20 protein-coding genes are annotated in these 20,615 nt (G+C 68.5%); 9 read left to right on the top strand and 11 right to left on the bottom strand.

The features are described from left to right. Window positions 1-246: 246 nt before the first annotated feature. From AC3A4T_RS18220 to AC3A4T_RS18190, 7 genes are all read right to left on the bottom strand, one after another. On the bottom strand, window positions 247-1,212 hold the full coding sequence (locus AC3A4T_RS18220) for an NAD-dependent epimerase/dehydratase family protein (protein WP_487676659.1): 966 nt from the start codon (window positions 1,210-1,212) through the stop codon (window positions 247-249). Beyond that, on the bottom strand, window positions 1,209-1,547 hold the full coding sequence (locus AC3A4T_RS18215; RefSeq protein ID WP_487676658.1) for a hypothetical protein: 339 nt from the start codon (window positions 1,545-1,547) through the stop codon (window positions 1,209-1,211). The genes AC3A4T_RS18220 and AC3A4T_RS18215 overlap by 4 nt, the downstream gene beginning before the upstream one ends. 117 nt (window positions 1,548-1,664) lie before the next feature. Further along, window positions 1,665-2,096 carry a hypothetical protein gene (locus AC3A4T_RS18210; RefSeq protein ID WP_487676657.1) on the bottom strand — a complete coding sequence of 144 codons (432 nt, stop codon included), beginning with the start codon at window positions 2,094-2,096 and terminating at the stop codon, window positions 1,665-1,667. A gap of 402 nt (window positions 2,097-2,498) precedes the next feature. After that, window positions 2,499-3,416 carry a ParB/RepB/Spo0J family partition protein gene (locus AC3A4T_RS18205; protein ID WP_056110446.1) on the bottom strand — a complete coding sequence of 306 codons (918 nt, stop codon included), beginning with the start codon at window positions 3,414-3,416 and terminating at the stop codon, window positions 2,499-2,501. Beyond that, complete coding sequence (locus AC3A4T_RS18200; protein ID WP_487676656.1) at window positions 3,413-4,231, bottom strand: ParA family protein; 819 nt, start codon at window positions 4,229-4,231, stop codon at window positions 3,413-3,415. The genes AC3A4T_RS18205 and AC3A4T_RS18200 overlap by 4 nt, the downstream gene beginning before the upstream one ends. A 189-nt stretch (window positions 4,232-4,420) precedes the next feature. Then, complete coding sequence (gene rsmG / locus AC3A4T_RS18195) at window positions 4,421-5,086, bottom strand: 16S rRNA (guanine(527)-N(7))-methyltransferase RsmG (RefSeq protein WP_487676655.1); 666 nt, start codon at window positions 5,084-5,086, stop codon at window positions 4,421-4,423. Between the two features lie 213 nt (window positions 5,087-5,299). Next, a complete protein-coding gene (locus AC3A4T_RS18190; protein ID WP_487676654.1) occupies window positions 5,300-5,908 on the bottom strand; it encodes a 4'-phosphopantetheinyl transferase family protein in 609 nt (202 codons plus the stop codon). Between the two features lie 218 nt (window positions 5,909-6,126). Between AC3A4T_RS18190 and AC3A4T_RS18185 the strand changes: the two genes are divergently transcribed. Beyond that, window positions 6,127-7,524 carry an AMP-binding protein gene (locus AC3A4T_RS18185; RefSeq protein ID WP_487676653.1) on the top strand — a complete coding sequence of 466 codons (1,398 nt, stop codon included), beginning with the start codon at window positions 6,127-6,129 and terminating at the stop codon, window positions 7,522-7,524. A gap of 336 nt (window positions 7,525-7,860) precedes the next feature. Beyond that, window positions 7,861-8,136: a GlsB/YeaQ/YmgE family stress response membrane protein gene (locus AC3A4T_RS18180; protein WP_036107986.1), complete on the top strand. Its 276-nt coding sequence runs from the start codon at window positions 7,861-7,863 to the stop codon at window positions 8,134-8,136. 321 nt (window positions 8,137-8,457) lie between these two features. Here the strand turns inward: AC3A4T_RS18180 and xth are convergent, their stop codons facing one another. The 4 genes from xth to AC3A4T_RS18160 all read right to left on the bottom strand — a co-directional run bounded on the left by xth (window position 8,458) and on the right by AC3A4T_RS18160 (window position 13,645). Beyond that, complete coding sequence (xth, locus tag AC3A4T_RS18175) at window positions 8,458-9,228, bottom strand: exodeoxyribonuclease III (RefSeq protein WP_487676652.1); 771 nt, start codon at window positions 9,226-9,228, stop codon at window positions 8,458-8,460. 28 nt (window positions 9,229-9,256) lie between these two features. Further along, window positions 9,257-10,504, bottom strand: a complete 1,248-nt coding sequence (locus tag AC3A4T_RS18170; RefSeq protein WP_487676651.1) for a hypothetical protein — start codon at window positions 10,502-10,504, stop codon at window positions 9,257-9,259. Next, complete coding sequence (locus AC3A4T_RS18165) at window positions 10,501-11,790, bottom strand: hypothetical protein (RefSeq protein WP_487676650.1); 1,290 nt, start codon at window positions 11,788-11,790, stop codon at window positions 10,501-10,503. Before AC3A4T_RS18165 ends, AC3A4T_RS18170 begins: the two co-directional genes overlap by 4 nt. A 427-nt stretch (window positions 11,791-12,217) precedes the next feature. After that, the gene (locus tag AC3A4T_RS18160) at window positions 12,218-13,645 is read right to left on the bottom strand and encodes a coniferyl aldehyde dehydrogenase (protein ID WP_487676649.1); all 1,428 of its coding nucleotides are present in this window, start codon (window positions 13,643-13,645) and stop codon (window positions 12,218-12,220) included. A 292-nt stretch (window positions 13,646-13,937) separates the two neighbouring features. Between AC3A4T_RS18160 and AC3A4T_RS18155 the strand changes: the two genes are divergently transcribed. From AC3A4T_RS18155 to AC3A4T_RS18125, 7 genes are all read left to right on the top strand, one after another. Continuing rightward, window positions 13,938-14,480: a gamma carbonic anhydrase family protein gene (locus AC3A4T_RS18155; RefSeq protein ID WP_487676648.1), complete on the top strand. Its 543-nt coding sequence runs from the start codon at window positions 13,938-13,940 to the stop codon at window positions 14,478-14,480. A gap of 67 nt (window positions 14,481-14,547) precedes the next feature. After that, on the top strand, window positions 14,548-15,060 hold the full coding sequence (locus AC3A4T_RS18150) for an RDD family protein (RefSeq protein ID WP_487676647.1): 513 nt from the start codon (window positions 14,548-14,550) through the stop codon (window positions 15,058-15,060). Next, window positions 15,060-15,743: an RDD family protein gene (locus AC3A4T_RS18145; RefSeq protein WP_487676646.1), complete on the top strand. Its 684-nt coding sequence runs from the start codon at window positions 15,060-15,062 to the stop codon at window positions 15,741-15,743. Before AC3A4T_RS18150 ends, AC3A4T_RS18145 begins: the two co-directional genes overlap by 1 nt. Next, a complete protein-coding gene (locus tag AC3A4T_RS18140; RefSeq protein WP_487676645.1) occupies window positions 15,740-16,753 on the top strand; it encodes a stage II sporulation protein M in 1,014 nt (337 codons plus the stop codon). Before AC3A4T_RS18145 ends, AC3A4T_RS18140 begins: the two co-directional genes overlap by 4 nt. Next, window positions 16,750-18,411, top strand: coding sequence for a DUF4129 domain-containing protein (locus AC3A4T_RS18135; RefSeq protein ID WP_487676644.1), 1,662 nt, complete (start codon window positions 16,750-16,752; stop codon window positions 18,409-18,411). Before AC3A4T_RS18140 ends, AC3A4T_RS18135 begins: the two co-directional genes overlap by 4 nt. Further along, entirely contained in the window at window positions 18,408-19,622 is a 1,215-nt protein-coding gene (locus AC3A4T_RS18130; protein WP_487676643.1) for a DUF4350 domain-containing protein, read from the top strand. Before AC3A4T_RS18135 ends, AC3A4T_RS18130 begins: the two co-directional genes overlap by 4 nt. Further along, complete coding sequence (locus AC3A4T_RS18125; RefSeq protein WP_056110472.1) at window positions 19,619-20,608, top strand: AAA family ATPase; 990 nt, start codon at window positions 19,619-19,621, stop codon at window positions 20,606-20,608. The genes AC3A4T_RS18130 and AC3A4T_RS18125 overlap by 4 nt, the downstream gene beginning before the upstream one ends. Window positions 20,609-20,615: the final 7 nt, after the last annotated feature.

The raw sequence follows: 20,615 nt of genomic DNA, 5'->3' as shown, positions 1-20,615 counted from the left end.
AGGTTCGCCGGCGAGGATGGGCCGTCGTCGGCGAAAAACACCGGCAGCTTAAGCCTCGGCCGCGCCGACGTGAACGGCAGGGGCTCCGGCGTTCGGCCGGCGATCATGAAGGCGCGGGCGCCGGCGGCGATCGCTGCATGTTCGCCGACATCGTGGATTGGCGGTGCCTGGCGGCACGCAATGGCGTCGACGGGCGGGTTCGGGCGGGATTGGGATCGGGATACTTCGCCGTAATGGCGCCAAACGTCAGGCATCGTCGCCGAAATAGTCGCGGCACCACGCGACCACCCGCGGCAGGCCCAGTTCGATCGCGGTCGCCGGCTCGAATCCGAACGCGGCTTGGGCGCGCGAGGTGTCGGCCATGGTTTCGATCATGTCGCCGGGCTGCATCGGCTTGTAGATCTTTTCGGCCGGGCGGCCGGCGGCGTCGGCGATGACCTGGATGAAGCGTTCCAGCTCGACCGGGGTGTGGTTGCCCAGGTTGAACACCCGGTGCGGCGGGTCCTGCTCGGGCGGATGGTCCAACGCGCCGATCACCCCGGCGACGATGTCGTCGATATAGGTGAAGTCGCGGCGCATCCTGCCGTGGTTGAACACCTCGATCGGGCGGCCGGCGAGCACCGCGCGCGAGAACAGCAGCGGCGCCATGTCCGGCCGGCCCCACGGGCCGTAGACGGTGAAGAAGCGCAGGCCGGTCGAACGCAGGCCGTACAGGTGAGCGTAGGTGTGCGCCATCAGCTCGTTGGCGGCCTTGGTCGCCGCGTACAGCGAGCGCGGCTGGTCGATGCGCTGGTCTTCCGAGAACGGCGGCGTGGCCGAGTCGCCGTACACCGACGAGGAGCTGGCGTAGGCCAGATGTTGCACGCCGCGGTGGCGGCATAGCTCGAGCAGGTTCACGAAGCCGACCAGATTGCTGTCGACGTAGGCGTGCGGGTTGCTCAGCGAATAGCGCACGCCGGCCTGCGCGGCCAGGTGGACCACCCGCTCGAAGGCGAATTCGTCGAACAAGGCGGCCAGGCCGTCGCGGTCGCCCAGGTCGAGCGGGCGGATGTCCACGTCCGCGCACAGCGCCTGCACGCGATCGCGCTTGAGTTGCGGATCGTAGTAATCGTTGTAGTTGTCGAGACCGACGACGTCGCGACCCTGCGCGCGCAGGGCGCGGCAGACGTTGGCGCCGATGAAGCCGGCCGCGCCGGTGACTAGCAGGGTCATTCGAGGGGGAGTTGGCTGACGATGCGCAAAGTGTCGCTCAGTTCGTCTGCATTGGCTGCATCGATCCACGCGTAGCGCGCGGATCGCGGCGAGAACAGGGTTTCGCCGTCGCGGGCCTGGAACCATCGCACCGGTCGGCCGTCAATGGCGCCCTCGGCGACGGGCTGGCGCGACAGCGGATCTTCCGGCCCGGGCTGCCGCGGGACACCGATCAGGGTGTCCGGAACCGACGGGTACGGCGGTTCCAGCAATGGCGGGCGATAGCTCAACTCGCCGGGCCACATCGGCGCAAGCGGCGGCGAAGGCGCCGCGTCCAGCACGACGTTCAGCAGCATGGCTTTGATTATTCGGGGATTTCCTATCCGCCGGTCGGGCCGGTGCGACTCGGCGGGCCGCGGCGACGGTCCGCATGGTGCGCCCGTCGCCGCTCGACCGATTTATTGCATGCCGACTTACTGCACCGCGACCTGGCGCGCCAGGCCGAAGGCTTCGTCCAACTGCTCGGCGGTGGCCGCGTCGATCCAGGTGTAGATCCGGACCTTGCTCTTGGGCTTGTCGCCCGGCAGGTTGACCAGCGCTTCGCGCGAGTAGGGACGCGCGTTGTTGACGGTCTGCTTCTTGAACCACTGCACCTGCTGGCTGCCGACGGTGCCCTTCTCGGCGCGCGCCTTCTTGTTCGGCTTGAAGGTGCGATTGCCCAGGTAGACCCCGAACCCGCTGCCCGAGCCCAGGCTGGACGGCAGCTCCAGGTAGCAGATGGTGTAGTTCGCGCCCTGGCGCTGGCTCCACTTCAGCTCCGGATTCTTCAGTTCCGGGCAGGACCCGGTCTGCGCCAAAGCCATAACCGGTGCCAGCATCAATGCGGCGGCGGCCAACCATTTCATGTGCAATCTCCTTATCGGTGGTGTGTGGATCGTTTGCGGCGACGACGTTTCGCGCCCGGCCGGAGCAAGCCCGGCAGGCGTCATTAACGAGATCGAATGCGTCAGTTTAGTGGATTATCCCCAAGCACCCGGGCGGGACGTCACAGGACGGCTCCGGGCGACCCGCGCAGGGCGGGCGAGGACAGGCTAGTGCGGATCAGTCGAGCCGGTGCTCTGGACTGGGGGCTCGGGGCGTCGGATCGCAGAGCGTCGGGGCTCAAGCCCCTCCCACAATAATCCTGGCGTCGCGCGGCGATCGGCCGATGGGCCCACTGGACCCATGACGTGGCCGCGAGGTTTTTTGTGGGAGGGGCTTCAGCCCCGACGCTCTTGTCTGCGTCGCGCCGAAGCCTCAAGCCGAGCTCAATCGACCGCTTTGCCGCGCAGCTTTTCCAGCACGCCTTCCAGCGAATCCAGGTCGCTGTAATGAATCACCAGCCGGCCCTTGCCGGCGCGGCCGTGCAGCACGTTGACCTTGGTGTTCAGCGATTCGGACAGTTCGCGCTCGAGCGTGGCGATATCGGCCTGCGGCTTGGCCTTGACCGGCTTGGGCTTGCCGGCGACCGGGATCTTGCCGGCGGCCAGCTGCTGCACCCGGTGCTCGACTTCGCGCACCGACCAGCCCGCTTCGGCGGCCTGGCGCGCGACCGCGATCGCGGCCTGCGGCGCCAGGGTCAGCAAGGCGCGCGCATGGCCCATTTCCAGCGCGCGGGTTTCCACCAGCACCCGGATCTCGGCCGGCAGTTCCAGCAGGCGCAGCAGGTTGGACACCGCCGCGCGCGACCGGCCGACCGCTTCGGCGGCCTGGGCGTGGGTCAGGTCGAATTCGTCGATCAGGCGGCTGAGCGCCTGCGCTTCTTCCAGCGGGTTGAGGTCTTCGCGCTGGATGTTCTCGATCAGCGCCATCGCGACCACGGTGCGGTCGTCGACTTCGCGGATCACCACCGGGATCGTGCTCAGCCCGGCCAGGCGCGAGGCGCGCCAGCGGCGTTCGCCGGCGATGATCTCGTAGGTCTTGCCGCCGCGTTCGCCGATCTCGCGCACCACGATGGGCTGGATCACGCCCTGGGCCTTGATCGACTCGGCCAGCTCGGCCAGCTTGGCTTCGTCCCAGTGCTTGCGCGGCTGGTACTTGCCCGCGCTCAGCGAATCGACCGGCAGGTTGCGCAGCAGGTCGCCGGGCTGGGCCTCGACCAGGGCCGGCGCCTCGGCGGCGGCCTTCGGGCCAAGCAGGGCTTCCAGGCCGCGGCCCAGGCCGCGCTTCTTGGCGGGATTGCTCATGCCGCGGTCTCCGCGCTGGCGGGGCGCACGCCGGCCTTGGCGGCCTGGTCGCGTTCGCGCTGGCGGCGCAGCACTTCGCCGGCCAGGCCCATGTAGGCGATGCCGCCGCGGCTGGCCTTGTCGTAACCGACGATGCTCTGGCCGTAGCTCGGCGCTTCGGCCAGGCGCACGTTGCGCGGCACGATGGTGCGGAACACGCGGTCGCCGAAGTGGCTGGTCAGGTCGGCCGACACGGCGTTGGCGAGGTTGTTGCGCACGTCGAACATGGTGCGCAGCACGCCTTCGATTTCCAGTGAGGGATTCAGGTTGGCCTTGAGCGCCTCGATCGTGTCGACCAGCGCGCTCAGGCCTTCCAGGGCGTAGTACTCGCACTGCATCGGCACGATGATCGAGTCGGCCGCGGTCAGCGCGTTCAAGGTCAGCAGCGACAGCGCCGGCGGGCAGTCGATCAGGATGTAGTCGTAACTGCCGCGCAGCGGCGCCAGCGCGCGCTTGAGCCGCTGCTCGCGCTCGTCCTGGTTCATCAGGCTGATTTCGGCCGCGGTCAGGTCGATGTTGCCGGGCAGCAGGTCGAAATCTTCCTGGGTGCGCACGATCGTCGCGGCCGCGTCGGCTTCGCCGAGCAGCACGTCGCACACCGAATTCTCCAGCTGGCGCTTGTCGATGCCGCTGCCCATGGTCGCGTTGCCCTGCGGGTCCAGGTCGACGAGCAGCACCTTCTTGGGCGTACGTGCGAGCGCGGCGGCCAGATTGACCGCGGTGGTGGTCTTGCCGACCCCGCCCTTCTGGTTGGCGACGGCGATGATGCGGGCCATGCGGCTCGTCCCCTGCTGTTCGGTGTGATGACGAAAGAAAGCGGACGGCGCCTGGCGCCGGCCGGACTGGGGATTATGCCCGCGCCGGCTGCCCTGCGCTTGCGCAGGAGGCGGTGGGCCGTCAAGACGCCCGGCGACAGACGCTCGGGCGGGCCGGCGTATGGTACTCGCCCGGCGCGAACGCCCCGATCAGCCTTCGCCGCGGCGGCCGACGGTCACCATGTGGCGCTCGCCGACCAGGCCGGGCACCCGCAGCGCTTCGACCGCGCGCACTTCCCAGCCGTCCGGCAGCGCGGCGATTTCCTCGTCCGGGCGCTGGCCTTTCATCGCCAGCAGCACCCCGCCGGGCTTGAGCAGGTGGCCGCCAAGTTCGAGGATCAGCGGCAAGGTCGCCAGCGCGCGCGCGGTGATGGCGTCGTAGGCGCCGGGTTCGGCGAACGCCTCGATCCGCGATTCGGCCACCCGCGCGTCCTTCAGCCCGAGCTGGCGCAGCGCTTCGCGCATGAAGCGGGCCTTCTTGCCGTTGCTTTCGACCAGGGTCACGCGCAGGCCGGGTTTGACGATCGCCAGCGGAATGCCCGGCAGGCCGGCGCCGGTGCCCAGGTCGGCCAGGGCGCCGCCGCGTTGGGCCAGGCCGTCGACGTAGCGGTGCATGGCCAGCGAATCGAGCAGGTGCTTGCCGACCATCTCGTGCGGGTCGCGCACGGCGGTGAGGTTGTAGGTGCGGTTCCAGCGCGCGAGCAGGGCCAGGTAGTCCAGCAGCGGCGCGGCCAGGGCCGGGTCGAGCGCGAGCGCGGTCAGGCCGGATTCGAGGTCGGCGCGCAGTGCGGGCGGGAGGGGGATGGGGGCGGTCATGCGGGGATTATCGCTGATCGCGTGAGGGCGATTGGTTGGGGCGATATGGATGGCGGGTGTGAGGCGATGCGACGCGGGGCATTGTTCGGTATGAGCTACGAGCGTCGCCTCGACCTCGGTGCAGGTGCGCGAGTGTTCTGTCGTTTGCGTCGTCGTCGAGGTTTCGCGGTCGCGGCTCACGCCGCTCCTACAGGTAGGCACCGAGGTTTGCGCTCACATCTGGTGCGGGCGCCACGCGAGGGCGCCCAGGTAACCGGGCTCGGGCGCGATTTCGCTCAGTCGCCATTGCGCCGGCTCGCCCAGGGCCGGGTCGCATTCGATCAGGCGCAGGACGCCGTCGTGTTCGGCGAAACGCAGTTTCTCCAGGCCGAACGACAGCCCGTGCCCATGCGCCTTGAGCACCGCTTCCTTGGCGCACCACAGGCGCAGGAAGGCGCGGTCCAGGTCGGGATGCGCGGCCAGCCATGCGGTTTCGGCATCGGTGAAGTAGCGCCGCGCGATCTGGATCGCGCGCGGCCGGCGCTGCAATCGTTCCAGGTCGACCCCGACCCGCGCCCGCGGCGCCAACGCAACCAACAGACGCTCGCCGCTGTGGCTCCAGTTGCAGTCGTAGTCCTGGTGCGGCGGGCTCAGGTGTGGGCGCTGACGTTCGTCGCGCCACAGCGACAGGTCCGGATCGCGCAGTTGCGCGGCCAGCCAGCGCCGCGCCTCGGGTTCGGCCGGCTGCCCGTGCGCATGCGCCAGGCCGGTCCAGCGCACCGCGCCATCGTCGGATTCGTGGATCGCATCGCTGGGGAAAGGTGAACGGCCGGACAGGGACATGAACGAGCGATTCTTGGCGGGCGCCGGGCCGCTCAGCGTAAGCTAAACCCTTGGGGCGGGTTGGTTGATACGCGATCGGACCACGAACGCAGCGCGGGGGCGCGGCGGCGTGGGCATCGCGCAGGCTCGGGCGGCCATCGGCCGTCAGCATGCGATTCAGCTGGACCGGAGCAAGTTGCGTACACGACAAGCGGCCATAGCCGCGGGACAAACACTTGATGTCAGCGGTTTTCGATCCGAGCCAGAACGCGCTCAGCCAGGATCTTGCCTCGCCCGAGGCCGACGTCTTCGCCCTCGTGGCCGGCGCTTCGTATCGCGCGCTCGCGTTCGGCGCCGACGGCATCGTCGAGCGGGCCCGTTTCGAACGCGAAGTGCGCGCGCTGGCGGCCGCGCTGCCGCAGGCACAGCACGCGGTGAACCTGTGCGAAAACCGTTATCGCTTTCTGGTCGCGCTGTGCGCGGTCGCCTTGCGCGGTCAGACCAATCTGCTGCCGCCCTCGCGCGCGCCGGCGGTGGTCGAGGACGTGCTGGCCAGCTACGCCGACAGCTACTGTATCGGCGATGAGGCGCTGGACCCGGCGCCGCCGCGTTATCTGCAACTGCCGTCCAGCTTGGCCGAACTCGACGGCGAAGCGTTGCAGGTCGATGCGCGGGCGCTGTTGGCGATCGGCTTCACCTCCGGCAGCACCGGCCAGCCCAAGCCGAACCCGAAGACCTGGCAGGCGTTCCGCACCAGCACCGCGCAGAACCTGGCCGCGCTCGGCGATCTGCTGCGCGCCGACGAGGTCACCTATCTGGTCGCGACCGTGCCGCCGCAGCATATGTACGGCATGGAGATGTCGGTGCTGCTGCCCTTGCTCGGGCCGGTCGCGGTGCATGCGCAGCGGCCGTTTTTCCCCGGCGATGTCGCGCGCGCGCTGAGCGATGCGCCGACCCCGCCGCTGTTGGTGACCACGCCGGTGCATCTGCGCGCGCTGGTCGAATCCGGGATCGAACTGCCGGCGCTGGCCGGCATCGTCTCGGCGACCGCGCCGTTGCCGGCCGAACTCGCGCAAGCCGCCGAAGCGCGCTACGGCTGCGAAGTGCGCGAAGTGTTCGGTTCCACCGAAACCTGCGTGTTCGCGCGCCGCCGCACCGCCCGCGAAAGCGCGTGGACGCCGTTGCCCGGCGTGCGCGTATGCCCGCAACCCGACGGCACCGCGATCCACGCGCCGCATCTGCCCGAACCGGTGGTGCTGGCCGATCTGATGGAAGTCGAGGCCGACGGCCGTTTCGTTTTGCGCGGACGCAGCGCGGATCTGCTGGAAATCGCCGGCAAGCGCGCCTCGCTCGGCGATCTGACCCGCAAGCTGCTGGCGATCGACGGCGTCGTCGACGGCGTGGTGTTCCAGCTCGATGCCGCCGATGCGTTCGGCGTGCGCCGCATCGCCGCGCTGGTGGTCGCGCCGACGCTGAGCGAGGCGCAGATCGTGCATGCGCTGCGCCAGAGCATCGATCCGGTGTTCCTGCCGCGGCCGTTGCGGCGGGTGAGCGCATTGCCGCGCAACGAGACCGGCAAGCTGCCGCGGCATGCGCTCGAAGCGATGCTGCACGCGGCGGATTCAACCGTCGAGTAAAGCGCCGCGGTGGATTTTAACCGGCCGGTTTCTTCACCCAATCGTCTCTTCATCGCATCGTCTGTCCGCGGCGTCGTGGACGCTGCGAAGGCGTGGCATCACAGAAGCGAACGTTTGGTCACGCCTTGTGTGAACTCACTGAGCGTATCCCGCGCAGGACGTGTGCGTACGCCGGCGGATCGTGACCGATTCATCGTCGGGCTTGTCGTGCGATCCGGGGTTTTTCTTACGCTGTCGTCACGCAGCGCGATCCAGACTGCGCTCGCCCTGTCAGGGCAAGACGACGCGCTTAGCCGCGCAACGTTTCGACACCATCGAATTGCCAGGAGGACGCACATGCTCGGTATCATCATTTGGCTGGTCGTAGGCGGCGTCATCGGTTGGATCGCCAGCATGATCATGAGGACCGATGGTCAGCAGGGCGTGTTCCTCAACATCATCGTCGGCATCGTCGGCGCGTTCCTGGGCGGTTGGCTCGGCGGCGTGCTCGGCATCGGCGCGGGCACCATCAACAGTGGCAGCTTCAGTCTCGGCGGCCTGGTGCTGTCGCTGGTCGGCGCGGTCGTGCTGCTGGCGATCGTGAACCTGTTCCGCCGCGGCCGGGTGCGCTGAGCGCATCATCGGTTTGCGTTGTTGAACGATTGAAAGCGAAAGGCCCGGCGATTGCCGGGCCTTTTGCGTTTCTGGAATCGCGAAATTTTTCATGGATGTCATTCCCGCGAAGGCGGGCTCCGCTTTACTTCGGCGAAGCCGAACATCCAGAGGCTTCAGCGTCATCTCTTCAGAACGTCATTCCCGCGAACGCGGGAATCCAGTGACTTCACGCGTTCTCGCACGAAAGGCCCTGGATTCCCGCGTTCGCGGGAATGACGAGCAGAAGCAAGGGCGAAGCCAAATCCAATCAAGCCAATCCGAATCAAATCGTAGCCATACTCACTCCGCCAACTCCACCCAAGCCGGCGCGTGATCGCTCGGCCGGTCCCAAGTGCGCGGTTCGCGATCGATACCCGCGGCGATGCAGCGGCCGCGCAGCGATTCGGAAATCAGGGTCAGGTCGATGCGCAGGCCCAGGTTGCGACGGAAGCCGGCCTGGCGGTAATCCCACCACGAGAACTGGCCTTCTTCCTGGTTGTGCAGCCGATAGGCGTCGTGCAGCCCCAGCGCCAGCAGCCGTTGCAAGGCGTCGCGTTCGGCGGTCGAGGTCAGGATGTGGTTCTCGTTCCACACCGCCGGGTCGTGGGTGTCGCGCGCTTCCGGGGCGATGTTGAAATCGCCGAGCACGATCAGGTCGGGGTATCGGCGGATTTCCTGTTCGATCCACGCATGCACCGCATCGAGCCAACGCAGCTTGTAGGCGTATTTGTCCGTGCCCACATCCTGGCCGTTGACCACGTACAGGTTGACGATGCGCAGGCCGCCGACGGTGGCGGCGATCACGCGCTTTTGTTCGTCCTCGAACCCGGGGATGCCGATCTGCACGTCCTGCGCATTCTCGCGCGAGACGATGGCGACGCCGTTATAGGTCTTCTGCCCGGCGAACACGCTGCGATAACCGGCCGCGCTGAGCGCGGTATCGGGAAAGCGCGGGTCCTCGAGCTTGGTTTCCTGCAGCGCGACGATGTCCGGCGCGAACCCGGCCAGCCACTGTTCCAGGTGCGGCAGGCGCACGTTGAGGGAGTTGACGTTCCAGCTGACGATTTTCATGGGCGTGAGTGTAGCCGGCGAAGCGCCGTCATGGCGGGGACGCGCCGGGCGTTTTAGCCGGCGGGTCGATGGGCGCATCGGCCGGCGCGCGGCACAGCAGCGCCTGTGCCCGCGCGAACTGCGGATGGACGGGCACGCGCACGGGCGCCGATGTCAGACCGTCCTTCAACAGCGCGCAGGCGTCGCGGCCGTGTTCGTCGCGCGAGCGCAGGTCCGCGCCATGGCGCACGAACGCGGCGATCAGGTCGAGGTCCATGGCGAACGCCATATCCGGTTCGGCCGCGGCCAGGCGCTGTCCGAGTTGTTCGGCGTGCCACAGCAACGCGTTCTGCGCCACCGGGCCGGCGCCGGGGTAGGGCGAGGCGTTGACGTCGACGCCGGCGGCGACGAGCTGGTCCAGCGACTGTGCATCGACCACATATTCGAGCAACTGGTATTGCTGCCGGGCGGTGAAACGCAAGCCGGCCTGGCGCCAGCTGCGCAGGCCGTCGATGCCCCAGGCGCGGAACACATCGCCCAGATCGTCGGCGCCGGTGTTGTTCGGGCAGTTTTCGGGCGAATCCCAGCCCACGTCGTCGACCAGTTCGACCGCGTCGGCGCGGCCGCCGGGCTGATTGCGCCGCCACAGTTCCAGCCATTGCGGCAGACGCGCGGGTTCGTTGCGATCGATCAGCACCGAAAGCAGATAGCGCAGGGCCAGTTGCCGCTGCGCCAGGCTCGCGGCGCGATCGCCGGCAGCGGCCACGCCGGCGCCCAGGTGCATCAGGGTGTCGGTCGATACCGGTTCGGCCGGCGCGTAGGCCTGGGCCGCCTCGCTGCTGTCGAGATCGGCCAGCACGCAGAACACGCCGGGTACCGACAGCGGCAGGTGCTTCATGCTCGCGCCGAGCGCGGCCGGCTCGCGCTTGGCCGCGGCCTCGCGCAGCAGCCGCTCGATCGCGTCGCGTCGCGCGGTTTGCAGTTCCTGCGCCGACTGCGCCTGCATCTGCACGACGAGGGTATGGCTGGCGACGCCGAGCAGCAGCCCGAGCGCCCAGCCCAGCAGCGCCGCGCCGATGCGCCGCCCCAATACGCCGGTCACCAGGGCCGCGAAGGCGCTGCCGGCGATGCACAGCACGCTCATGAAACGCTGCTGGCCGGCGGGGTAGTCGGCTTCGGCGAGCAGTTCCAGCACGATCCAACTGCCGATCGCGACGACGATCAGGCACAGCGCGAAGACTTGCTTGCCGGTGAGTTTCAACAGCGGTGCGGCGGCGGGCGGAGTGGCCTGATTCATGGCTGCGGTGCGGGCTGCGTTGGTGCCGGCTGCGTTGCGTCGCCTGGCGTCGCGGCCGATTCGGCCTTGGCCTCAGGCGGCTGCGCCGGTGCGAGCGAAGGCTTCGAACCGGCCGGACACAACGCGGTACGGATGCGCGCCGCGGCCGCGCGGCGTTGCGGCGCGTCCTTGCTCGCGTCGCGCTGCGCTTCGGTCTGGTCGAAGCGCCGGCACGGCGATACGCCGGATACCGAACGGGTCGGATCGACGCTGGCCTTCGCCAATGCTTCGACCAGATCGGCCAATTCGCCCGGATTCGAACTGCGGTCCAGCCGCGCGGACAGCTCGTCGACCTGCGCCGACAACACGTCCTGGCCGAGGTAGTGCTCGCCGCCGAGCAACTTCGCGAAGGCCGGATCGGCGGCGAACAAGGCGTCGAGCATGGCCTTGGAACGCACCGCGCGCAGCGCCGGACGATGCTGATCTTCGGCGAAAACGAAGCCGGCCTGCATCCACATGCGCAAGCCCTCGTCGTGCCAGCGCCGGAACACCGGGTCGGCCGGATCGCCGAGATCGCAGCCGCCGTAATCGCCTTCGAAACCCGGGGCGGTCAGCGTCGCGTCCGGCGCATCGGGCTGCTCCAAGGTCGCTCGCCACAGCCGCGCCCACGCCGGGAAGCGCGCACTTTCCTCGCGATCGAGCAGGTAGCGCAGCACGGTCAGCAGCGCGGCCTGTTTCTCCGCGCGCGGCCAGTCGCCTTCGACCACCGCGGTCGCCGCGGTGTGCAGGTCCTTGCTCGGCAGCGGCTCGCCATAAGCGTGATCGTTGAACCACAGCCAGCGTTCGAAGGTGTAGGTGGCGCCGCCGCCGAGCCCGCACAGCGCGCGCGGCGCGCTGAAACCGCCCGGCAACGCGCGCAACTGCGCGCGGATGCGCGCGCGATCGCCGCCGCGCACGGTCTGTTCGAATGCGGCGAACTGCGCCTTGTCGTGTTCGAACTGGCCGTAGCGGCGGCTGCCGACCAGTTCCATGCTGAGCGGCAACGCGATCACCGCCGCGATCGCGCCGAATGCCAGGCCGGCCAGCGCTTGCAGCGGTTTGCGCATGTACGCGCCCCAGATCAGCACCGGCACCGGCAACGCCGCGGCCACGGCGAGGCTGACCAGGACCGCATCGACGTAATCGAAGACTTCGGCCTCGGCGGTGCCGTAGGTCAGGGTGATCCACAGCAGCCACAGCGCCGCGGCGATCGGGTAGACCGCCAGCGAGTACCAGAACACGCGCCAGTCCGATCGCGCCGCGGGCAAGGGCGCGGGCTGCGGCGGCTGTTGTGAAAGCGGCTCTGGTACGGGCGATTCTGGTGGAAGCGAGGGTGGGCCGGCCATGGCGTGCGTCTCGTGCGGTGTCGGTGACCGGTGTTGAGACCGGCCGGGGGATCATCGCATCGATTCACGTGGATTGAAGCGTAGGGCTTCGGCCGTTGCGCTCGTGCTGGCTGAAAATAGTGGAGATAGCGGTTTTTTGCGGGCGTGATCTGTCGCGGCAAGATCAAGATTTGTCAAAGGGGGCAACGGCATGGTGCGCTGTGCTGCTTGATGTCACGCGGGTGGGATCGGATCGCGCGGCGACTTGGATGTATGCATTCAAGCCGCATGGATCAGGCCGACGCCGCGAATCGCTTGTCTCGCGCGCGGGCATCGCCACGCGCGCTGGACGCAGTTCGAATCGCGGCGATTATTTCGCCAGCCAGCGAATCATCTTATCGATCGTGCCGGTGTACGGCGGCCTGAGCAGGTCGCTGGCGACCAGCCGGCGCTGATGGAACACCGGCAGCAGTTTGCTGAAAGTGTCGAAGCCGTTGCGGCCGTGGATCGCGCCGATGCCGCTGGGGCCGATGCCGCCGAACGGCAGGTCGTGGACGCCGAAATGCAGCAGGGTGTCGTTGACGGTGACGCCGCCGGACAAGGTGTTGGCGAGGATCTTCTCGATCTGCGCGCGGTCGTTGCCGAACGGATACAGCGCCAGCGGCCGGTCGAGCGCGTTGATGCGGGCGATGGCTTCGTCGAGCGTGCGATAGGACAGCACCGGCAGGATCGGGCCGAAGATTTCGTGCTGCATGACCTGCGATTCGGGATCGGGGTCGATCACCAGCGCCGGCGGGAAGATCCGTTCGGCTTCGCGCTGTTCGCGCAGGGCCGGATCGGCGAACGGCTCGATCACCTGCGCGCCGCGGCCGCGCGCGTCGTCCAGATACCCCGACAGGCGCGCGTACTGGCTGGCGTTAATGATGCGGGTGTAGTCCTGCGGCGCGCGCAGGTCGCCGTAGCGTTCGCGCAGTTGTTTCTGCAGTGCGGCGATCAGTTCGTCGCGGCGCGCGGCGTCGACCAGCACATAGTCCACGCCGATGCAGGTCTGGCCGGCGTTGAACCATTTGCCGCTGGCGATGCGCGCGGCGGCCAGGTCGATCGGGTAGTCGGCGCAGATCAGCGCCGGCGCCTTGCCGCCCAGTTCCAGGGTCACAGGGGTCAGGTGCGGCGCGGCCGCGGCCATGACCTTGCGCCCGACCGCGGTCGAACCGGTGAACAGCAGATGGTCGAACGGCAACGCGGAGAACGCCGCGCCGACCTCCGGCCCGCCCAGCGCGACCGCGACGCGGTCCTCGGGAAACACCTCGGCCAGCAGTTCGCGCAGGAACTGCGAGGTGCGCGGGGTGTGCTCGGACGGCTTGAGGAACACGTGATTGCCGGCGGCGATCGCCGAGACCACCGGCACCAGGGCCAGGTTCACCGGGTAATTCCACGGCGACAGGATGCCGACCACGCCGACCGGTTCGGGCCGGATTTCCGCGCGCGCCGGCCAGAACCGCCAGCCGACCGATGCGCCGCGCGGCCGCGTCCAGCGGCGCAGGTGGCTGATCGCGTGGTCGATCTCGGCCAGGGTGATCATCGCTTCGGACAGCAGATTCTCGTGGCTGGAGCGATGGCCGAAATCGGCGCGGATCGCCGCGTCCATCTGCGGCACGCGGGCGCGGAACGCATCGCGCAGGCGGATCAGGTCGGCGCGGCGCTGGGCGAGGTCGGGCTTGCGGGCCTGCCAGGCGGTGCGCAGGCGTTCGCGGGTCGCGGGCAGGTCGGTCACGGGCGTGTCGGCGAGGATATCCATACGCCGCAGTGTAGTCGTCCGCGCCGCGCGGAAGTGTGCCGGCGGTGGGGCGGCTGAGGTCAGGCGAGGGGGGCGCGGCGGCCGTTGTGCGGGTTGTGGCCTGATATGGGGCTTGTCGGTTGCGATGGCGGGTCGCGATCGGAGCCGATGAAGTCGGGCCGATACCCATTCCCCTGAAATCCAGGGCTTCGCCGCGCGGCTGGGCCGATGCGCGGTGTCGGGTGGCTTGCCCTGCGTGTCGGCTGCGGTTCGCGGCGACGCGTATCGCGCCTCACCGCTTACACTAAGCGGCATGAGCCTACGTCCTTATCTCGACGCCTTCCCCAGCCTGGGCGAACGCGTCTACGTCGATCCCGCCGCGACCGTCATCGGCGCGGTCACCCTGGGCGACGATGTGTCGATCTGGCCCGGCTGCGTGGTGCGCGGCGACGTCAATTCGATTGCCATCGGCGCGCGCACCAATGTGCAGGACGGCACCATCGTGCATGTCACCCACGAAGGGCCGTTCACCCGTCCCGGCGGCCTGCCGACGGTGATCGCCAACGACGTGACCATCGGCCACGGCGCCATCGTCCATGCCTGCACCATCGACGAATTCGCCCTGATCGGCATGGGCGCGAAGATCCTCGACGGCGCCCGCGTCTCGCGCTTCGGCTTCGTCGGCGCCGGCGCGGTCATCGCGCCGGGCAAGGTGGTCGGCGAGGGCGAGCTGTGGGTCGGCAATCCGGCCCGGCTGGCGCGCACGCTCAGCGAGCGCGAGATCGAGCAATTGCAATACAGCGCGCAGCACTATGTGCGCCTGAAGGACCGTTACCTGGGCATGACGCCGGGCTAGCCATGGCCCGGTGGCCGCGTTTACAGTCGCGGCAGGGGAAAAAGCAGGACTCAGGACTCGGTAACGCATGGAAGACTTGCAGAATCCGTACGCCGCGCCGAGCGCACCGCCGCCGTTGCCGGCCCATGCGTGGGTGGACGACCGCACCATCAAGGCCGATCCGTGGATTCGCCTGGTCGCGCGCCTGATCGACGGCGGCCTGATGATGGCCTGCATGCTGCCGATGCTGATCGCGGTGGCGATCGACCCGCATAGCAAGGAGCCCTCGCCGGTGCAGATGGCGATGATGCTGATCGTTCCGGTGGCGATGCTGGGCTTGTTCGTCTATCAGCTGGTATTGCTGGCGCAGTCCTCGCAGACCCTCGGCAAGCGCTGGATGCGGATCAAGATCGTGCGCAACGACGGCACCGATGCCAGCTTCGGCCGCATCTTCGGCCTGCGCATGCTGGTGGTCGGCCTGCTCGAACAGGTGCCGTGCGTCGGTTTGATCTTCGCGATCGTCAACGTGTGCTGGATCTTCGGCGAGGAAAGCCGCTGCCTGCACGACCTGTTCGCCGACACCAAGGTCGTCATCGTCTGATGCTCGACACCTACCGCCATGTGGTGACGCCCGAGGGCGTGGCGTTGCACCTGCGCGCGGCCGGGCCGTTGCCGCGCGCGCTGGCCTACGTGCTGGACCTGATCGCGCGCATCGCGATCTACCTGGCGCTGTACCAACTGCTGACCGCGCTGTTCGGCGGCGCCGGTTACGCGATCCTGATGCTGGTGACCTTCGTGCTGAGCTGGTTCTACATGGTCCTGTTCGAGGTGCTGATGCAGGGCCGCACGCCCGGCAAGTGGGCGCTGGGCCTGCGCGTGGTCGCCGCCGACGGCGCTCCGGTCGGCTGGATGGCCTCGTTCACCCGCAATCTGCTGCGCGTGGTCGATGCGTTGCCGGTCGGTTACGCGGTCGGTCTGGTGACCAGCCTGATCGATCCCTGGGGCCGGCGCCTGGGCGACATGGTCGCCGGCACGTTGGTCGTCCACGCCGCGCGCCAACAAACGTTGTACGAAGCGCAGGTCGCGCCCGCGCTCGCGCCGACCATCGTCCTGCTGCAGCACGAACAGGCGGCCGTGGTCGCCTTCGCCGAACGCGCGCCGCGCTTGACCGCCGCGCGCCAGGCCGAACTGGCCGAACTGGTCGAACCGCTGACCTTGTCGCGTGGCCAGGCCGCGGTCGTGCGCCTGTACGGCATCGCCAACTGGTTGCTGGGCCGCCGATGAGACAGGAACGCTTCGTCGAACGCCACCAGGCCGAATGGCGCGATTTCGAGCTGTGGCTGGAAAAACGCTCGGTCAGCGCGCGCGACGCGCGCCGCCATCGGCGCGAATGGACCGGCATCGCCGACGACGAACTGCCCGCGCGCCATCGCCGGCTGTGCCAGCAGCTCGCGCTGGCGCGGCGGCGCGGTTACAGCGCGGTGGTCACCGACCGCCTGCAGCAGTTGATGCAGCGCGGCCACAGCGTGCTGTACCAGACCAAGCCGGTGCATTGGCGGCGCGCGGTCGAATTCCTGCTGGCCGGCTTTCCGCGGCTGGTGCGCGCCGAGGCCCGCTGCATGCTGGCCGCGGCGCTGCTGTTCGTGGTGCCGCTGGTGAGCATCTTCATCGCCATCCAGATCAAGCCCGACCTCGCCGCCGGCCTGTTCAACGCGCAAAACCTGGCCAACTTCGAGCAGATGTACGACCCGGCCGGCAAGGGCGACCTGGGCCGTACCAACGAAGACGATCTGCAGATGTTCGCCCATTACATCGGCAACAACGTCGGCATCGGCTTCCAGACCTTCGCCAGCGGCTTGCTGGCCGGGCTGGGCACGGTATTCGTGCTGATCTTCAACGGCATCATGATCGGCGGCGTCGCCGGCCACCTGCAGGCGGTCGGCCACGGCGATCCGTTCTGGCGTTTCGTCGCCGGCCATTCGGCGCCCGAACTCACCGCGATCGTGATCTCCGGCGGCGCCGGCCTGCGTCTGGGTCTGAGCCTGATCGCGCCAGGCCAGCGCCGGCGCATCGATTCGCTGATCCACGGCGGCCGGCGCGGCGCCAAGATCTGCATCGGCGTGTTCGCGATGCTGGTGTTCGCGGCCTTCGTCGAAGCGTTCTGGTCGTCGATTTCCAGCATCCCGGCGCCGGTCAAGTACGCGGTCGGCGCGGTCCTGTGGCTGCTGGTGTTCGTCTGGCTGCTGCGCGGCGGCCGCAACGCGATCCATCGCGACGACGAAGACGCCGCATGAAACTCGAAGCGCTCACCGTCACCCTGCGTCCGCGCACCTCCTGGGAAGCCGCCGAACTCGGCATGGCCCTGGTGCGCCGCCACGCCGGCGCGATCTGGAAACCCTGGCTGCTGGTGACCGTGCCGATCCTGGTGCTGCTCAACGCGCTCGGCTGGGCACTGGACCTGCTGTGGTTGTCTGGCCTGCTGATGTGGTGGCTCAAGCCGTGGTTCGACCGCATCCCGCTGTTCGTGATCTCGCGCGCGGTGTTCGGCGAAACCCCGAGCACGCAGCAGACCGCGCGCGCCCAGTTCCGCTGGGGCGCGCGCTGGTGGTTGCCGTACCTGACCTGGCGCCGGCTCGGCCCGGCGCGTTCGCTTTACCTGCCGGTGGATCTGCTCGAAGGCGGCAGCGGCAGCGAGGCGCGCCAGCGCCGCGCCGCGTTGGGCGCGCCGGTCTACGGCATGTGCGCGCTGCTGACCCTGGTGTGCGTGCATTTCGAAATCCTGCTGGTGATCGGCACCTTGCTCGGCGCGATGATGTTCATCCCGTTCGACTACCTGCCCGACACCTTCAAGGCCTTGCTGGAATCGTTCACCGAACAGTCGCAGTGGTTCAACGCGATGTTGAACCTGGTGGCCTGGATCGCGGTCAGCGTGATCGAGCCGTTCTATGTCGGCGCCGGCTTCGGCCTGTACCTCAATCGCCGCACCGATATCGAAGGCTGGGACATCGAGATCGTGTTCCGCCGCCTGCGCGCGCGCCTGGCCGCGGCGGCGGCGCCGAGTTTCCTGGCCTTGTGCCTGACCTTCGGCTGGTTGGCCGATGCGCAGGCGCAGCAGCCGGCATCGCCCGACGCATCCGCGATGCAGTCACCGTCGGAGCAGGCGCCGTCCGCGCAGGCGAGCGGCGAGGATGAAGAAGGCGACGAAGAACAGTACGAGCCGGCCAGCGCGCCGATCCGTGGCCTGGTCGACGGCAAGAAAGCCAAGCGCCTGCCATCGACCTTGAACGAGATCTACGGCGAGCAGCGCAGCGACGACCGCGCCATGCGCGATGCGGTCGCCAAGGCGATGAAGGACCCCACGGTCGCGCCCAAGCGCAAGCAGATGGTGTGGAAGCCCAAGCACGAAGCCAAGAACAAAAAGAAAGACCCGCCCAAGCCGGTCGATCCGTCCAAGTTCGAAGGCCTCGGCGGCGGACTGGCCGCGGTGGCGAAAGTGCTGATGTGGGCGGTATTGGCGGTGATCGTCGGCCTGCTGTTGCTGAGCCTCGGCCGCTGGCTGGGCTGGTTCCGCGGCGGCGCCAGCGAAGAAGAGCAGGCGCCGCCCGGCGTGCGCACCGCGGTGCACAGCGAACCCGAGCCGCTGCCCGACAATCTTCCCACCGCGATCCGCCGCCTGTGGCAGGCCGGTCGCCATCGCGATGCGCTCGCGCTGATGTACCGCGCGGCGGTCGAGTCGATGGCCAAGCGCGCCGACATCGTGCTGGTGCCCGGCGCGACCGAGGCGCAGTGCCTGCGCGCCTCGCGCAAGCTCGGCTCGGCCGAGGACCGCGACGTGTTCGCGCGGGCCGTGCGCACCTGGCAGTACGCGGCCTACGCCGAAAGCCTGCCCGAATCGCAGGACTTCGACGATCTGGTCGGCCAGCTCAGCCAGCGCTTCGGGTGGGCGGTATGAACCGCAATCTGGTGTTCACCCTCGTCGGCGCGGTGGTACTGATCGCCGCGCTGCTGCTCGGCGTTTCGCTGTGGCGCAGCAACTACGTCAAGGTCGAGGAAGAGATCGACGAGCCGCGCAGCGGCGAAGCGGCCAGCAACCCGCTGTACATCCTCAAGCTGGCCTTGCGCAACGACAAGGTCAAGGTCGACGCGCGTCAGCGCCTGGCGCTGGCCCTGCACCCGCTGCAGCCGCGCGACACGGTGCTGATCTACCGCGACCCGCGCACGCTGTCGAAAGCCGATGCCGACGCACTGCTCGGCTGGGTCGAACGCGGCGGCCATCTGATCGTGCGCACGCCGCCGCTGCGCGACAAGCTCGGCGAGTCGCCGGTGCCGGTGCTCGAGACGCTCGGACTGACCTTGCTCGACGCCGAAGACAGCAACCCGCAGGACCAGCGCAACGACTGCGTCGGCCTGTACGAACGCGGGCTCGAGCAGCAGAGCCTGTTCTGCAACGCGCGCCGGTTCTACTACTACAACAGCGACGTCGATCCCGACTACGCCTGGGGCGATGAAGACGAAGCCTACGTCTATGCGCGCTTCCCGCGCGGCAAGGGATCGGTCGACGTGCTCGCCGACATGGATTTCCTGTCCAATCGCGGCAATGCCAATCCCTTGCTGAGCGCGTTCAATTTCGGCACCGACGAAATCGCCGCGCCGGCCAACGCGGCATTCGCGCGGCAACTGCTGGCGCCGAACTACCGCGCCGGCACCATCCATCTGATCTACGCGGCGGAAGTGCCGTCGCTGTGGAAGACCCTGATCTTCAACAGCTGGATGGCCTGGTTGCCGTTGCTGTTGTGGCTGCTGGGTTGGCTGTGGCAGCGCACCCAGCGCTTCGGCCCGCTGCGGCCCGCGCCGGCGCTGGAGCGGCGCTCGCTGCTCGAACACATCGTCGCCAGCGGCGAACACATCTACCGCTACGGCTACGGCGCGATCCTGTACGAAGCCGCGCGCCGCGCCTTCCTGCTGCGCCTGCGCCGTCGCGATCCGTACGCCGCCGCGCAGCAGGGCCAGGAACAGGTCGCGCTGCTGGTGGAGCGCTACAAGCAAGACCCGACCCTGGGCGCCGCCGCGATCGGCGACGCCCTGACCCAGCCGCTGACGCGCGACCACGCCGCGTTCCGCACCCGCATCGCCACTTTGATCCGCATGAGAAACCGCTTATGAGCCTCGACGCCGCCCCGCTCGTTCCGATCACCGGCACCGCGCTGGCGCAACGCGCCGCCGCCGTGCGCGACGAAGTCAGCAAGGCCTTCATCGGCCAGGCCGACGTGCTCGACCAGATCCTGATCGCGCTGCTCGCCGGCGGCCACGCGCTGCTCGAAGGTGTGCCCGGCCTGGGCAAGACCCTGGTGGTGCGCGCGCTGTCCAAGGCCTTGGACTGCGGCTATGCGCGCGTGCAGTTCACCCCCGATCTGATGCCGAGCGATATCAGCGGCCACGCGGTGTACGACCCCAAGACGGAGAGCTTCAATATCCGTCGCGGCCCTGTTTTCACCAACTTGCTGTTGGCCGACGAAATCAACCGCGCCCCGGCCAAGACCCAGTCGGCCTTGCTCGAAGCGATGCAGGAACTGCAGGTCACCATCGAAGGCCACAGTTTCGAACTGCCACCGCCGTTTTTGACCCTGGCGACGCAGAACCCGGTCGAACAGGAAGGCACCTATCCGCTGCCCGAAGCGCAGCTCGATCGTTTCCTGTTGAAGATCCTGATCGACTACCCCAGCCGCGCCGACGAAAAGCGCATGGTCACCGCGGTCAGCCTGGGCCGCAGCGCGTCGGACTTCGATCTGTCGCAGGTGCGGCGCGTGCTCGGTCCGGAAGAGATCGTGGCGATGCAGCAGGGCACCGCGCTGGTGCGGGTGGACGAGGCGGTCATCGATTACGTGGTGCGCATCGTCGGCAAGACCCGCGACTGGGCCGGCATCTCGCTCGGCGCCGGTCCGCGCGGCAGCCTCGGCCTGATCCGCGCGGCGCGCGCGCAGGCGGTGCTGTCCGAGCGCGATTTCGTCACCCCCGACGACGTGCGCGAAATCGCCAAGCCGGTGCTGCGCCATCGCATCGCGCTGGCGCCGGAGCTGCAGATCGAAGGCCAGTCGCCCGACGACGTGCTGCACGCGTTGCTCGCCACGGTGGAAGCGCCGCGTCAATGAGTGCACC

Source organism: Lysobacter sp. Soil_N_51 (assembly GCF_057655755.1).
Note: the sequence above shows the minus strand (reverse complement) of the source record. Positions and strands in the feature narration are given on the sequence as shown.

Excerpts from the sequence above, each read along its gene's own strand:
- AC3A4T_RS18220 (WP_487676659.1), bottom strand. The coding sequence starts at position 1,212 with ATGACCCTGCTAGTCACCGGCGCGGCCGGCTTCATCGGCGCCAACGTC.
- AC3A4T_RS18215 (WP_487676658.1), bottom strand. The coding sequence starts at position 1,547 with ATGCTGCTGAACGTCGTGCTGGACGCGGCGCCTTCGCCGCCGCTTGCG.
- AC3A4T_RS18210 (WP_487676657.1), bottom strand. The coding sequence starts at position 2,096 with ATGAAATGGTTGGCCGCCGCCGCATTGATGCTGGCACCGGTTATGGCT.
- AC3A4T_RS18205 (WP_056110446.1), bottom strand. The coding sequence starts at position 3,416 with ATGAGCAATCCCGCCAAGAAGCGCGGCCTGGGCCGCGGCCTGGAAGCC.
- AC3A4T_RS18200 (WP_487676656.1), bottom strand. The coding sequence starts at position 4,231 with ATGGCCCGCATCATCGCCGTCGCCAACCAGAAGGGCGGGGTCGGCAAG.
- rsmG (WP_487676655.1), bottom strand. The coding sequence starts at position 5,086 with ATGACCGCCCCCATCCCCCTCCCGCCCGCACTGCGCGCCGACCTCGAA.
- AC3A4T_RS18190 (WP_487676654.1), bottom strand. The coding sequence starts at position 5,908 with ATGTCCCTGTCCGGCCGTTCACCTTTCCCCAGCGATGCGATCCACGAA.
- AC3A4T_RS18185 (WP_487676653.1), top strand. The coding sequence starts at position 6,127 with ATGTCAGCGGTTTTCGATCCGAGCCAGAACGCGCTCAGCCAGGATCTT.
- AC3A4T_RS18180 (WP_036107986.1), top strand. The coding sequence starts at position 7,861 with ATGCTCGGTATCATCATTTGGCTGGTCGTAGGCGGCGTCATCGGTTGG.
- xth (WP_487676652.1), bottom strand. The coding sequence starts at position 9,228 with ATGAAAATCGTCAGCTGGAACGTCAACTCCCTCAACGTGCGCCTGCCG.
- AC3A4T_RS18170 (WP_487676651.1), bottom strand. The coding sequence starts at position 10,504 with ATGAATCAGGCCACTCCGCCCGCCGCCGCACCGCTGTTGAAACTCACC.
- AC3A4T_RS18160 (WP_487676649.1), bottom strand. The coding sequence starts at position 13,645 with ATGGATATCCTCGCCGACACGCCCGTGACCGACCTGCCCGCGACCCGC.
- AC3A4T_RS18155 (WP_487676648.1), top strand. The coding sequence starts at position 13,938 with ATGAGCCTACGTCCTTATCTCGACGCCTTCCCCAGCCTGGGCGAACGC.
- AC3A4T_RS18150 (WP_487676647.1), top strand. The coding sequence starts at position 14,548 with ATGGAAGACTTGCAGAATCCGTACGCCGCGCCGAGCGCACCGCCGCCG.
- AC3A4T_RS18145 (WP_487676646.1), top strand. The coding sequence starts at position 15,060 with ATGCTCGACACCTACCGCCATGTGGTGACGCCCGAGGGCGTGGCGTTG.
- AC3A4T_RS18140 (WP_487676645.1), top strand. The coding sequence starts at position 15,740 with ATGAGACAGGAACGCTTCGTCGAACGCCACCAGGCCGAATGGCGCGAT.
- AC3A4T_RS18135 (WP_487676644.1), top strand. The coding sequence starts at position 16,750 with ATGAAACTCGAAGCGCTCACCGTCACCCTGCGTCCGCGCACCTCCTGG.
- AC3A4T_RS18130 (WP_487676643.1), top strand. The coding sequence starts at position 18,408 with ATGAACCGCAATCTGGTGTTCACCCTCGTCGGCGCGGTGGTACTGATC.
- AC3A4T_RS18125 (WP_056110472.1), top strand. The coding sequence starts at position 19,619 with ATGAGCCTCGACGCCGCCCCGCTCGTTCCGATCACCGGCACCGCGCTG.